Origin of the sequence: Streptomyces sp. NPDC006739, from assembly GCF_042869815.1 — a bacterium.
Classification (GTDB): Bacteria; Actinomycetota; Actinomycetes; order Streptomycetales; family Streptomycetaceae; genus Streptomyces.
This window is the reverse complement of sequence record NZ_JBIAGM010000001.1, coordinates 279557-292114: the sequence shown is the minus strand read 5'-3', so window position 1 is coordinate 292114 and position 12558 is coordinate 279557. Positions and strand designations below refer to the sequence as shown.

The 12558-nt window shown below is 69.9% G+C and carries 9 protein-coding genes; 5 read left to right on the top strand and 4 right to left on the bottom strand.

Going from position 1 to position 12558, the window contains the following annotated elements; genetic code table 11:
* Positions 1-32: 32 nt before the first annotated feature.
* Entirely contained in the window at positions 33-1124 is a 1092-nt protein-coding gene (locus ACFYMM_RS01345) for a hypothetical protein (protein ID WP_388382606.1), read from the top strand.
* Between the two features lie 4 nt (positions 1125-1128).
* On the opposite strand, the gene ACFYMM_RS01340 is transcribed toward ACFYMM_RS01345, so the two are convergent.
* Genes ACFYMM_RS01340 through ACFYMM_RS01325 form a run of 4 tightly spaced genes read right to left on the bottom strand, consistent with a single transcriptional unit; the run spans position 1129 to position 4995 of the window.
* Positions 1129-1899, bottom strand: coding sequence for a succinate dehydrogenase/fumarate reductase iron-sulfur subunit (locus ACFYMM_RS01340; protein ID WP_388382603.1), 771 nt, complete (start codon positions 1897-1899; stop codon positions 1129-1131).
* Positions 1896-3845, bottom strand: coding sequence for a fumarate reductase/succinate dehydrogenase flavoprotein subunit (locus tag ACFYMM_RS01335; RefSeq protein WP_388382601.1), 1950 nt, complete (start codon positions 3843-3845; stop codon positions 1896-1898). Before ACFYMM_RS01335 ends, ACFYMM_RS01340 begins: the two co-directional genes overlap by 4 nt.
* A 19-nt stretch (positions 3846-3864) precedes the next feature.
* Positions 3865-4686, bottom strand: a complete 822-nt coding sequence (locus tag ACFYMM_RS01330; protein ID WP_388382599.1) for a hypothetical protein — start codon at positions 4684-4686, stop codon at positions 3865-3867.
* A gap of 18 nt (positions 4687-4704) precedes the next feature.
* Positions 4705-4995, bottom strand: a complete 291-nt coding sequence (locus ACFYMM_RS01325) for a hypothetical protein (RefSeq protein ID WP_388382597.1) — start codon at positions 4993-4995, stop codon at positions 4705-4707.
* A gap of 290 nt (positions 4996-5285) precedes the next feature.
* Between ACFYMM_RS01325 and ACFYMM_RS01320 the strand changes: the two genes are divergently transcribed.
* The 4 genes from ACFYMM_RS01320 (at position 5286) to ACFYMM_RS01305 (ending at position 12553) form a co-directional block, all read left to right on the top strand.
* Positions 5286-7493 (top strand): ABC transporter family substrate-binding protein, encoded by a 2208-nt coding sequence (locus tag ACFYMM_RS01320; protein ID WP_388382595.1) that lies wholly within the window; start codon positions 5286-5288, stop codon positions 7491-7493.
* A gap of 175 nt (positions 7494-7668) precedes the next feature.
* Positions 7669-9576 (top strand): translational GTPase TypA, encoded by a 1908-nt coding sequence (gene typA / locus ACFYMM_RS01315; RefSeq protein WP_388382593.1) that lies wholly within the window; start codon positions 7669-7671, stop codon positions 9574-9576.
* A gap of 164 nt (positions 9577-9740) precedes the next feature.
* Positions 9741-10703 (top strand): ABC transporter permease, encoded by a 963-nt coding sequence (locus tag ACFYMM_RS01310; RefSeq protein ID WP_388382591.1) that lies wholly within the window; start codon positions 9741-9743, stop codon positions 10701-10703.
* An 11-nt stretch (positions 10704-10714) separates the two neighbouring features.
* On the top strand, positions 10715-12553 hold the full coding sequence (locus tag ACFYMM_RS01305; RefSeq protein WP_388382589.1) for an ABC transporter substrate-binding protein: 1839 nt from the start codon (positions 10715-10717) through the stop codon (positions 12551-12553).
* Positions 12554-12558 lie beyond the last annotated feature (5 nt).

The following is a 12558-nucleotide window of genomic DNA, read 5'->3' as shown; positions in this document are numbered from 1 at the left end:
GACGGGGGAGGACATGAACAGGGGGGTCAGGGATGGAGACGGGACCGGGCGAAGAGCCGACGCCACCGGCGGCACCGGCGGCACCGAAGCCTCCCGGGGCGGCCGACAGGCGTAGGAAGGTCCTCCGCCGGACCCGGCGCCTCACCCTCGCGCTGCTCCTGCTGGTCCTCCTGCCCACCCTCACCGCCGAGATCGCCCTCCGGGTGAACTACTCGGGGGACCCGGCGGCAGGCGCCCGCACCCGCGGCAAGGACGCGATCTGGCTGGGGCACGCCTGGATCGACGGCCGCAAGACCGACGCCGACGTCACCGCTCTCGCCGACCGTCTGCGCGACACCGGCATCCGCGACCTCTACGTCCACTCGGGCCCCCTGGAGGACGACGGAACCCTCCCCGCGTCGGCGTATCCGAAGGCGCGTCGGCTGATAGCCGCCGTGCACCGGGAACTGCCCGGCGTACGCGTCCAGGCCTGGCTGGGCGACGAGCTGGCCACCGAGAGCCCCGACGGCCTGCGCCTCGAACGCGCCGCCACCCGCGCCGCCGTCGTCCGCTCCACCCGCCAGATCCTCGCCACCGGCTTCGAGGGCGCCCACTTCGACCTGGAGCCCCTCCACTCCGGCGACCGCGACTACCTCTCCCTCCTCGACCAGCTGCGCCGGGTCACCCGCGAGCGGCACGCCCTGCTCTCCGTGGCCGCCCACCAGATCGACCCGCTCCCCGCCTTCCACTCCTTCTGGGGCGCCACCACCGGCCACCCCAAGTGGTGGTCGCAGGCCTACTTCGGCCAGGTGGCGCGCCGCGTCGACCAGATCGCCGTGATGTCGTACGACACCATGCAGCCGCTGCAGAGCCTGTACGGCGGCTACGTCGCCCAGCAGACGTCGCTGGCCCTCGAGGTCACCCCGCCCGGCACCGACCTGCTGATGGGCCTGCCCTTCTACCACGAGAACCGCTTCGGCCACTGGGCGCACGCCGAGACGGTCCCCGCCGCGGTGCGGGGCGTCCGCCTGGGCCTGACCCGCACGGACGCGCACCGCCCCGGCTTCGGCGTCGCCCTGTACGTGGACTTCGCGGCGACGGAGGCGGACTGGCGGGCCTACCGGCGGGACTGGGTGCGCCGGTAGCGCCCTACGAGGGCCGCCTCCTGATCTTCGACCCCAGCCACACCAGCGGGTCGTACTTGCGGTCCACCGCCCGTTCCTTCAGCGGGATCAGCGCGTTGTCCGTGATCTTGATGCCCTCGGGGCAGACCTCCGTGCAGCACTTGGTGATGTTGCAGTAGCCGAGGCCGTGCTCGTCCTGGGCGGTCTTCTTGCGGTCGAGACCGGTCGCGGAGGCCGCGTCCAGGGGGTGCATGTCGAGCTCCGCCACCCGCATCAGGAAACGCGGGCCCGCGAACGCCGTCTTGTTCTCCTCGTGGTCGCGCACCACATGGCAGGTGTTCTGGCACAGGAAGCACTCGATGCACTTGCGGAACTCCTGCGAGCGGTCCACGTCCTCCTGCATCATCCGGTACTCGCCCGGACCCACCCCCTCAGGCGGCACGAAGGCCGGGATCTCGCGCGCCTTGGTGTAGTTGAAGCCGACGTCCGTCACCAGGTCGCGGACGACCGGGAAGGCCCGCAGCGGTGTCACGGTGATCGTCTCGTCCCGGGTGAACACCGACATGCGCGTCATGCACATCAGCCGGGGCCGCCCGTTGATCTCCGCGGAGCACGAACCGCACTTGCCCGCCTTGCAGTTCCAGCGCACGGCCAGGTCGGGCGCCTGGGTGGCCTGGAGGCGGTGGATGATGTCCAGGACCACCTCGCCGTCGTTGACCTCGACCTTGAAATCGTCCAGGCCGCCGCCGTCGGCGTCACCCCGCCACACCTTGAAGCGGGCCTCGTAGCTGCTCATTCGTACAGCTCCTCTTCGGCGAGGTACTTGACCAGCTCCTCCTTGTCGAAGAGGGCGAGCAGGTCGGGGCGGATGGGCTCGGTGGTCTCCCGGGTCAGCGCGATCTGGCCGCGCACCGGGTCCGTCGCCGCGGGTCCGCCCGTCGGGTCGGTGAGCCGGCACAGCAGGTTGAGGCGGCGCCAGGAGCGGTCCATGGACGGGTAGTCCTCGCGGGTGTGCCCGCCGCGCGACTCCGTGCGCTCCAGCGCCGCACGCGCCACGCACTCGCTGACCAGCAGCATGTTCCGCAGGTCCAGCGCGAGGTGCCAGCCGGGGTTGAACTGCCGGTGGCCCTCCACTCCGGCGCGCCGGGCCCGTACCCGCAGCTCGGCCAGCCTGTGCAGCGCCTGCTCCATCTCGCCCTCGCGGCGGATGATGCCGACCAGGTCGTTCATGGTCTGCTGGAGTTCCTGGTGCAGGGTGTACGGGTTCTCCGGCGGCCCCCCGGCCGGGTCGGCGTTCCCGGCGGCGAAGCTCTCGGCCGAGAAAGGCCGCAGCGCCTCCGCCGCCGCCTCGTCCACCTGCCCGTCGTCCACCAGCGGCCGGTCCCCAACCAGCCGCGCCGCGTACTCGGCCGCGTGCCAGCCCGCCCGGCGCCCGAAGACCAGCAGGTCGGAGAGGGAGTTGCCGCCGAGCCGGTTGGAGCCGTGCATCCCGCCCGCCACCTCACCGGCCGCGAACAGCCCGGGCACCCCGCGTGCCGCCGCCGTGTCCGACTCGACGGCGATACCGCCCATCACGTAGTGACAGGTCGGCCCGACCTCCATCGCCTCCGCCGTGATGTCGACGTCGGCCAGTTCCTTGAACTGGTGGTACATGGAGGGCAGCCGGCGCCGGATGACCTCGGCCGGCATACGGGTGGACACGTCGAGGAAGACCCCGCCGTGCGGGGAGCCGCGGCCCGCCTTCACCTCGGAGTTGATCGCGCGGGCGACCTCGTCGCGCGGCAGCAGCTCCGGGGGACGCCGGTTGTCGTCGGGGTTCTCGTACCACCGGTCGGCCTCGTCCTCCGACTCGGCGTACTTCTCCTTGAAGACGTCCGGGATGTAGTCGAACATGAACCGCTTGCCCTCGGAGTTCCGGAGCACCCCGCCGTCGCCGCGCACCGACTCGGTGACCAGGATGCCCTTCACCGACGGCGGCCAGACCATGCCCGTCGGGTGGAACTGCACGAACTCCATGTTCAGCAGGTGCGCGCCGGCGAGCAGCGCGAGGGCGTGCCCGTCGCCGGTGTACTCCCACGAGTTCGAGGTGACCTTGAAGGACTTGCCGATGCCGCCGGTGGCGACCACCACGGAGGGGGCCTCCAGCACGAAGAAGCGGCCCGTCTCGCGCTCGTAGGCGAAGACGCCGCTCACCTGTGAGCCGTCCTTCAGGATCCGGGTGACCGTGCACTCCTGGAAGATCCTCAGCCGGGACTCGTAGCTCCCCGTCTCCCGGTGGTCCTTCTGCTGGAGCGCGACGATCTTCTGCTGGAGGGTGCGGATCAGCTCCAGCCCCGTCCGGTCGCCGACGTGCGCGAGGCGCGGGTACTCGTGTCCGCCGAAGTTGCGCTGCGAGATACGGCCGTCCTTCGTACGGTCGAACAGCGCGCCCCAGGTCTCCAGCTCCCACACCCGGTCCGGGGCCTCGCGCGCGTGCAGTTCGGCCATCCGCCACTGGTTGAGGAACTTGCCGCCGCGCAGGGTGTCGCGCAGGTGCACCTGCCAGTTGTCGTGCTCGTTGGCGTTGGCCATCGCCGCCGCGATGCCGCCCTCGGCCATCACCGTGTGCGCCTTGCCGAACAGCGACTTGCAGATCACCGCCGTACGCGCCCCGCGCTCCCGTGCCTCGATCGCGGCACGCAGGCCGGCGCCTCCCGCACCCACCACGACGACGTCCCATTCCTGACGGTCGACCACTGGCATCAGAAGCCCCTTTTTCCGGCTAGAAGATGGTCGGATCGACGAAGACACCGGACGCGACCAGGTACACGTAGAAGTCGGCGAGCGCCACGCTGATCAGCGACGCCCAGGCCAGCAGCATGTGGCGGGCGTTGAGCTTCCCGACGAACTGCCACGCCCGGTAGCGCACGGGGTGCTTGGAGAAGTGCTTCAGCTTCCCGCCGACGATGTGCCGGCAGGAGTGGCAGGAGAGGGTGTACGCCCAGATCAGCACGATGTTGACCAGGAACACCAGGGTGCCGAGGCCCATGTGGCCCCAGCGGTAGTGGCTGTCGCGGAAGGACAGCACGGTGTCGTAGGTCAGCACTCCGGCGACCAGCAGGGCGGCATAGAAGAAGTACCGGTGGACGTTCTGCAGGATCAGCGGGAAGCGGGTCTCACCGGTGTACGCGCGGTGCGGCTCGGCCACCGCGCAGGCGGGCGGGGAGGCCCAGAAGCTGCGGTAGTACGCCTTGCGGTAGTAGTAGCAGGTCAGGCGGAAGCCGAGCGGGAAGATCAGGATGATGATCGCGGGGGAGATGCCCCACCAGCTGCCGAACAGGTCCGCGTTCGGGCCCCCGTGCATGGTCCGGCACCTGTCCGCCAGACAGGGCGAGTAGAACGGGGAGACGTACGGCGCGGAGTAGTAGTCCGCGTCGGCGAAGGCCCGCCAGGTCGAGTACACGACGAAGGCGAACAGACCGGCCGCGGTGACGGCGGGGGCCAGCCACCAGCGGTCGGTCCGCAGATGGGGAGCGTCGATCGCGGCGCGCGTACGGGCGTGTACACCGCCGCTGTTCTGTTGGGGTTCCGTACCAGTGGCCAATGCTTGACTCCGGTCGGTTCAGGGGGCGTGCCGGTCGCGGGCGCCCAGACCCTCGTCGTCCGAGTCCGTCCACAGACTGATGTCGTACGGCGTGTCGGAGATCGTGACGAGGTCGGGGCGGTTCGAGGCGGCCGGAGCGGTGGCCGTCTCGCGCAGCAGGGCCACGCTCTCGCGCAGATGGTCGGTGTCCGTCCGGACCCGGCGCATCTCCAGGCCGCTGCGGCCGAGGTGCTGTTCCAGGCGCCCCAGCGACCGGTGGAGGTCGTCGAGACAACGCTGGACGGATGACAGTTCGTCGTGCACGGACATGACTTGCCCTCACTTCCGTGGGTCCTGCGGGCCCTGGGCGGCAACGTTCATGCGCCTGCGAGTGTTGCGCGTCACACCTCTCGCTGTGAAGGGATGTGCATCGATTGGCGGAGGCGTACGGACGCATGTCCGGATGTGTTGCGCCGCACGGGTGGGCTTACAGCCCGTCGTCGCCGTGTCGCCCGCTGTTGCCGGATCCTTTCCTCTTCAGTGGCCGCATAGATCTGATCAGCTCCATATACAGCCAAAAGTGATCATAACGCCCGCGGCTTCCCGGAGGTAGCAGAGACATGTCCCACGACGGAGTCGGCCCCAGGCCTGGTCGGCCCAGCGCGGTCATGCGCTCGGCCGCCTTCCTCGCGGCGGGAGCGCTCGCGGTGCCCGTCCTCGCCGGCTGCGGCTCCGACGACGAGGCGAGCCGTCCGCTCGTCGGCCAGGACATCGCCGCCGTCGGCCGCGACCTGGTCGCCGACGGCGGCACCCTGAAGTGGGCGGTCGACGACGTACCGGAGACCCTCAACACCTTCCAGGCCGACGCCGACTCCGGCACCGGCCGCGTCGCCCAGGCGGTCCTGCCCGCGATGTTCCGCGTCGACGCCACCGGACACCCGGTGCGCGACCCCGACTACCTGGAGTCCGCCAGGGTCATCGAGACCGAACCCCGCCAGGTCGTCCTGTACAAGCTCAACCAGCAGGCCGTGTGGAGCGACGGCCGGGAGATCGGCGCCGCCGACTTCGCCGCCCAGTGGCGCGCCCTGTCCGGGAAGGACTCCGCCTACTGGACCGCCCGCAACGCCGGCTACGACCGCATCGAGAAGATCGAACGCGGGGCCGGCGACCTGGAGGTCCGGGTCACCTTCAGCCGCCCCTACGCCGACTGGAAGTCGCTGTTCTCGCCGCTGTACCCGAAGGACGTCATGGGCACCCCGGACGCCTTCAACGACGGGGCGCGCCGCAAGCTGCAGGTCACCGCCGGACCGTTCAAGGTCGACAAGGTCGACACCGCGAGCAAGGACGTCGTCCTCACCCGCAACCCCCGCTGGTGGGGCCGCCCCGCCAAGCTGACCGAGATCGACCTGCACGCCGTACCCCGCGACAAGCGGGTCGCCGCGCTCGCCGAGGGCACCGTCGACCTCGCCGACATCGACCCCGCCGACGCCCAGCGGATCCACCTCGCCAGCCGTCCGAAGGGCACCGGCACCCCGCTCCAGGGTGCCGGGAAGACCTCCGCCAAGAAACTGCGCGCCTGGGCGCTCGCCCACGGCTTCGACTCCGACGAGGTGCACGCCGGCCGGAAGGAGCTGCGCGAGGCCGTCAACAGGTACCTCCGCCAGCAGGAGGAGCTGCGCGACTTCGAGGTCCGCAAGTCCCTGGAGCCCGCCTACACCCAGCTCGCCCTCAACGGCGCCGAGGGCCCCCTCGCGGACCAGCGGGTGCGCCGGGCCGTCGCCCGCGCCATCGACCGCGACGAGCTGGCCAAGCTGGTGCTCACCCCGCTCGGTCTGCCCGCCGTACCGGTCGGCAGCCATCTCGCCCTGCTGGGCCAGGACGACTACGCCGACAACAGCGGCGCCCTGGGCGGCCAGGACACCAAGGAGGCGCAGGCGCTGCTCGCGGACGCCGGCTGGGTGGCCGGCGGCCCGGTGCGCGAGCCCTCCAAGGGCCAGAAGGCGGCCGGCGCCGAGAGCGGCGAGAAGACCGCCAAGGAGGATGAGTCCGAGGGCGGCAGCGACGGGGCGTACATCGTCGGCGAGGACGACAAGAGCAGCGGCGGCCGGAGCGCGGACGGCAAGAGCGGCGACGACAGCCGCGACCACCGGCACCAGGACAAGAGCGACGAGGGCGGCAGGCGACTCGCGAAGCAGGGCGGCGCGCCCGGGGCGTACGCCCCCAAGGGCACCGCGGCCCCGGGCGGCGCGCCGGCCGGACCGCTGGCCAAGGACGGCAAGGCGCTCAACCTGCGCTTCGTGCTCCCCTCCGGTCCGGGCTCGGAGACGCTGAGCAGTGTCGCCGAGCGGATCACGGCGATGCTGGAGCGGGTCGGGATCCGCACGACGATCACCAAGGTCCCGGACGAGAGCTACTTCAAGGACCACATCGCCTCCGGCGAGTACGACCTCGCCCTGTACTCCTGGCCGTCCTCCGCCTTCCCCGCCACCGACGCCCGGCCCATCTACGCCAAGCCGGTCCCGGCGGCCGACGGCTCCCTGAGCATCGAACAGAACTACACCCGCGTCGGCACCGACCAGGTCGACCAGCTCTTCGACGAGGCCGCCGCCAGCCTCGACGAGGACGAGGCCCGCGATCTCATCCGCAAGGCCGACTCCCGCATCTGGGCGGCCGCCGGCTCGATCCCGCTGTACCAGCGCCCCCAGCTCGTCGGCGTGCGGAAGAACCTGGTCAACGCGGGCGCCTTCGGTTTCCAGACGCCGGTCTACGAGGACATGGGCTTCCTGAAGAAGGGCGTGCGGATCTCCCCGAGCCCGTCCGCCCGCTGAGGCCGTCACCGAGGCGGCACCGGGGCCGTCACCGAGGCCGCGTGGCCCTGCGGAGGCCGTCTCCCGCAGGGCCACGTAACATGGGGTGAGGCCGTGGCATGTCAAGCCCGGCAGGGCCCGCGTCACACGGACGTACGCAGAGGGCCTTCCTCACACCCCGGGAGTACGTCGCAATATGGCCACGCGCCACGACATCCGCAACGTCGCCATCGTCGCCCACGTCGACCACGGCAAGACGACCATCGTCGACGGCATGCTGAAGCAGGCCGGCGCCTTCGCCGCGCACCAGCTCGAAGGCGTCGACGACCGCATGATGGACTCGAACGACCTGGAGCGTGAGAAGGGCATCACGATCCTCGCCAAGAACACGGCGGTGAAGTACCACCCGAAGGATGGCGGCGACGTCATCACCATCAACATCATCGACACCCCCGGGCACGCCGACTTCGGCGGCGAGGTCGAGCGCGGTCTGTCGATGGTCGACGGTGTCGTGCTCCTCGTGGACGCCTCCGAGGGCCCGCTGCCGCAGACCCGCTTCGTGCTGCGCAAGGCCCTGCAGGCCCGCCTCCCCGTCATCCTGTGCATCAACAAGACGGACCGCCCCGACGCCCGGATCGACGAGGTCGTCAACGAGACGTACGACCTCTTCCTCGACTTGGACGCGGACGAGGAGCAGATCGAGTTCCCGATCGTCTACGCCTGCGGCCGTGACGGCATCGCCTCGCTGACCAAGCCGGAGGACGGCACCGTCCCCGCCGACTCCACCAGCCTGGAGCCGTTCTTCTCCACGATCCTGGAGCACATCCCGGCCCCGACCTACGACGAGGCCGCCCCGCTCCAGGCCCACGTCACCAACCTGGACGCCGACAACTTCCTCGGCCGTATCGCGCTGCTCCGCGTCGAGCAGGGCGAGCTGCGCAAGGGCCAGACGGTCGCCTGGATCAAGCGTGACGGGTCGATCAGCAACGTCCGCATCAGCGAACTGATGATGACCGAGGCGCTCACCCGCAAGCCCGCGGAGAAGGCCGGCCCGGGTGACATCTGCGCCGTCGCCGGTATCCCGGACATCATGATCGGCGAGACCCTCGCCGACACCGAGAACCCCATCCCGCTGCCCCTGATCACGGTCGACGAGCCCGCGATCTCCATGGTCATCGGCACCAACACCTCCCCGCTGGTCGGCCGTGGCGGCACCGGCAAGGGCGCCGACGCGAAGGCGGCCGTCAAGGACCGCAAGGTCACCGCCCGCCAGGTCAAGGACCGCCTCGACCGCGAGCTGGTCGGCAACGTCTCGCTGCGGGTGCTGGACACCGAGCGTCCCGACGCCTGGGAGGTCCAGGGCCGTGGTGAGCTGGCGCTCGCCATCCTGGTCGAGCAGATGCGCCGCGAGGGCTTCGAGCTGACCATCGGCAAGCCCCAGGTCGTCACCAAGGACGTCGACGGCAAGGTCTACGAGCCCGTCGAGCGCATGACCATCGACGTGCCCGAGGAGCACATGGGCGCGGTCACGCAGCTCATGGGTGTCCGCAAGGGCCGTATGGACAACATGTCCAACCACGGCTCGGGCTGGGTCCGCATGGAGTTCGTGGTGCCCTCGCGCGGCCTCATCGGCTTCCGTACCGAGTTCCTGACCAGCACCCGTGGCACCGGCATCGGGCACTCCATCCACGAGGGCTTCGAGCCCTGGTTCGGCCCGCTGCAGACCCGTAACAACGGCTCGCTGGTCGCCGACCGCTCCGGCGCCGTCACCGCGTTCGCGATGACGAACCTCCAGGAGCGCGGTGTGCTCTTCGTGGAGCCGGGCACCGAGGTGTACGAGGGCATGATCGTCGGCGAGAACTCCCGCTCCGACGACATGGACGTCAACATCACCAAGGAGAAGAAGCTCACCAACATGCGGTCGTCCACGGCCGATGTGGCCGAGTCGATCGTCCCGCCGCGCAAGCTCTCCCTGGAGCAGTCGCTGGAGTTCTGCCGCGACGACGAGTGCGTGGAGGTCACCCCGGAGGCGGTCCGCATCCGCAAGGTGAACCTGGACGCCCGCGAGCGCGCCCGCGCCGCGAGCCGCGCCAAGCACGGCTGATCCACACCGGCACGAGCGCCGAGCCCGGGTGCCCCCATGACGGGGGCACCCGGGCTTGTCCGTATCAGGCTCATGACAGATAGTTAGATCAGTGACGTTCCGCTCGACAGGCCTCGCGCTGTGTGATCCAACTGTGTGATCAAGCCGACTGAAACGGACGAACCGTGACCAGTCCTGTCAACCTCATAGGCCGGTCCCCGGGCCGACTGATGTGGATCCGCTTCAAGCGCGACCGGACGGGCGTGACCTCGGCCTACGTCGTGGGGTTCTTCTTTCTGGCCGGACTGCTCGCCCCACTGGTCGCCGCCCTGTACGGCAAGAACCCGTACACGGTGTACGCGGACGAACGCCCCGAACTCTTCGACAGCGCCGGGGTGCCGGTGCGGCCCGACGGCGGTATCAGCGGCGAGTTCTGGTTCGGCCTCGAACCGGGCAACGGCTACGACGTCTTCACCAAGCTCCTCTACGGCATCCGCACCTCCCTGATGATCTCGGTGGCGGTCACCGTCGCGGTCGTGGCGACCGGGATCCTGCTCGGCGTCGCGGCCGGCTACCTCGGCGGCCGTACCGACTACGTCATCGGCCGGCTGATCGACTTCCTGCTGGCCTTCCCGGCGCAGCTGTTCTTCATCGCCGGCATGCCGGTGGTGGTCTCCCTGTTCGTCAGCCCCCGCGACGAGACGCCGACCTACGTCCGGGTCGTCGCCCTCATCCTCGTCCAGTGGTTCCTGGGCTGGATGGGTCTCGCCCGGATCCTGCGCGGCACCTCGATGGCCCTGCGCGAGCGGGAGTTCATCGAGGCGGCCAGGGTCAGCGGCGCCTCCCCGTGGCGGATCATCCACCGGGAGATCCTGCCCAACGTCGTCACCCCCCTCCTGGTGCAGGCGACGTACCTGCTGCCCGGCTTCGTGACCGCCGAGGCCGGGCTGTCCTACCTCGGGGTGGGCATCGTCGAACCGACGCCGGACTGGGGACAGATGTTCGCCAAGGCGTCCACCGAACTCGTGATGCGCGACGACATCACCTACATGTTCTTCCCCGGCATCTCCATGATCGTCTTCGTCGTCGCGTTCAACCTGCTCGGCGACTCGCTCAGAGACGCCTTCGACCCCAGGACCGCACGCTGACCCTCCGACAGATGGGTGGGAAATCCCGTGATGAGCCAGTGACGAGAAGAGGCGGACGCCCCGCGTACGGCGCGCTCTGCGTGCTCGCGGCCGGGGCTCTGGTCCTCGCCGGCTGCAGCAAGGGCGGCAGCGACCACGGTGGCGACGACAAGAAGGACCAGCAGAACGCCAGACGTCAGCAGGCCCCGATCAGATTCGGTGACGCGGCCGACTCCAGGGGCCCCGCCGCCCCGGTGCCAGGCGCCCGCTCCGGCGGCACCATGGAGGTCCTGCAGCGTGACACCTACGCCCACCTGGATCCGGCGCAGATCTACGTCCAGAGCGAGATGTCCGTCGCGCAGCTGCTCCACCGGGGGCTGACCGGCTACAGGGCGACCAGCGACGACGGCACCAGGCACGAGGTGGTCGGCGACCTGGCCACCGACTCGGGGACCGCCACCGACGGCGGCCGGACCTGGAAGTACACGCTCAAGGACGGCATCAGGTTCCAGGACGGCTCCCCGATCACCTCCCGGGACGTCCGGCACACCGTCGAACGGCTCTTCGCCCCCTTCATCGACCAGGGCCCCACCTACCTCCAGCAGTGGCTGGCCGACTCCGCCGGCACCGGCTACCGCAAGCTCCTCAAGGGCGGCCCCTACAACGGCCGGCACCTGCCGGACAGCGTGCTGGAGACCCCGGACCCGAAGACGGTCGTCTTCCACTTCCGCGCCCCGCACCCCGACCTGCCGTACGCGCTGGCCATGGCGGGGTACGCGATGGTCTCCGAGAAGGGCGACACCAAGGAGAAGTACGACAAGGCACCGCTGGCGACCGGGCCGTACGAGATCCGGTCGTTCAAGTCCGGCAAGTCCATGGTCCTGGTGCGCAACCCCAACTGGGACGCGAGGACGGACCCGTTGCGTCACCAGTACGTCGACGGCTTCACCATCCTCTTCAACCAGCAGTACGAGACCTCGACCAAGGCGCTGCTCGCGGACACCGGCGCCGACCGGGCCGGCGTCAGCTTCACCAACCAGGTCGACGCGGGCGACCTCTCCAACGTCCGCGGGGACCCGAGGCTCAGGTCCCGCACCGTCTCCGGCTACCAGGCGTACGTCGGCCAGATGAACATCAACATGAGCCACCCGGCGATGCGCGACAGGCGGGTCCGCGAGGCCATCGCCTACGGCCTGCCCATCACCCCGTTCCTCCGCGCCTACGGCGGCACCGACGCGATGGAGGTCGCCGGCGGCGTGATCTCCCCGACCGTCCCCGGCTACGACCCGTCCTTCGACCCGTGGGGCAAGAAGCGCAGACCCGCCGGTGACCCGGACAAGGCCAGGGAACTGCTGAAGCAGGCCGGCAAGCTCGGCCTGAAACTGACCTTCGGCTACGTCAACACGCCCGAGGGACAGCAGTACTCCACCGCCATGGCGGCAGGCCTGAAGAAGGCCGGCTTCGACGTGCAGCGCCAGGAGATCCCGGCCGAGACCTACTACGACCAGGTCAGCAAACTCGACAACGACTACGACATCTTCCACACGGCGTGGGCCGCCGACTGGCCGTCCCCCTCGACCGTGATCCCGCCGACGTTCGACGGCCGGGTGATCGCCGACGGCGCCGCGAACTACTCCCAGGTCGACGACCCGAAGATCAACAGCTGGATCGACAGCGCCAGCAGGATCACCGACCCGACCCAGGCCGCCTACCAGTGGGAGAAGCTCGACGACTACATCGTCAAGGGCGTCGTCAACGTCGTACCGACCGCCTACTACAAGCAGACCCAGATCGCCGGCTCCAGGGTCGGCGGCCTCGTCTACGACGCCGTGATCGGCGGCGTCGACCCGCGCCGCCTCTACCTCAAGTAGCCGAG

What these genes read in the sequence shown, in the direction of transcription:
- ACFYMM_RS01345 (WP_388382606.1), top strand. Translation starts at nt 33, where the DNA reads ATGGAGACGGGACCGGGCGAAGAGCCGACGCCACCGGCGGCACCGGCG.
- ACFYMM_RS01340 (WP_388382603.1), bottom strand. Translation starts at nt 1,899, where the DNA reads ATGAGCAGCTACGAGGCCCGCTTCAAGGTGTGGCGGGGTGACGCCGAC.
- ACFYMM_RS01335 (WP_388382601.1), bottom strand. Translation starts at nt 3,845, where the DNA reads ATGCCAGTGGTCGACCGTCAGGAATGGGACGTCGTCGTGGTGGGTGCG.
- ACFYMM_RS01325 (WP_388382597.1), bottom strand. Translation starts at nt 4,995, where the DNA reads ATGTCCGTGCACGACGAACTGTCATCCGTCCAGCGTTGTCTCGACGAC.
- ACFYMM_RS01320 (WP_388382595.1), top strand. Translation starts at nt 5,286, where the DNA reads ATGTCCCACGACGGAGTCGGCCCCAGGCCTGGTCGGCCCAGCGCGGTC.
- typA (WP_388382593.1), top strand. Translation starts at nt 7,669, where the DNA reads ATGGCCACGCGCCACGACATCCGCAACGTCGCCATCGTCGCCCACGTC.
- ACFYMM_RS01305 (WP_388382589.1), top strand. Translation starts at nt 10,715, where the DNA reads ATGGGTGGGAAATCCCGTGATGAGCCAGTGACGAGAAGAGGCGGACGC.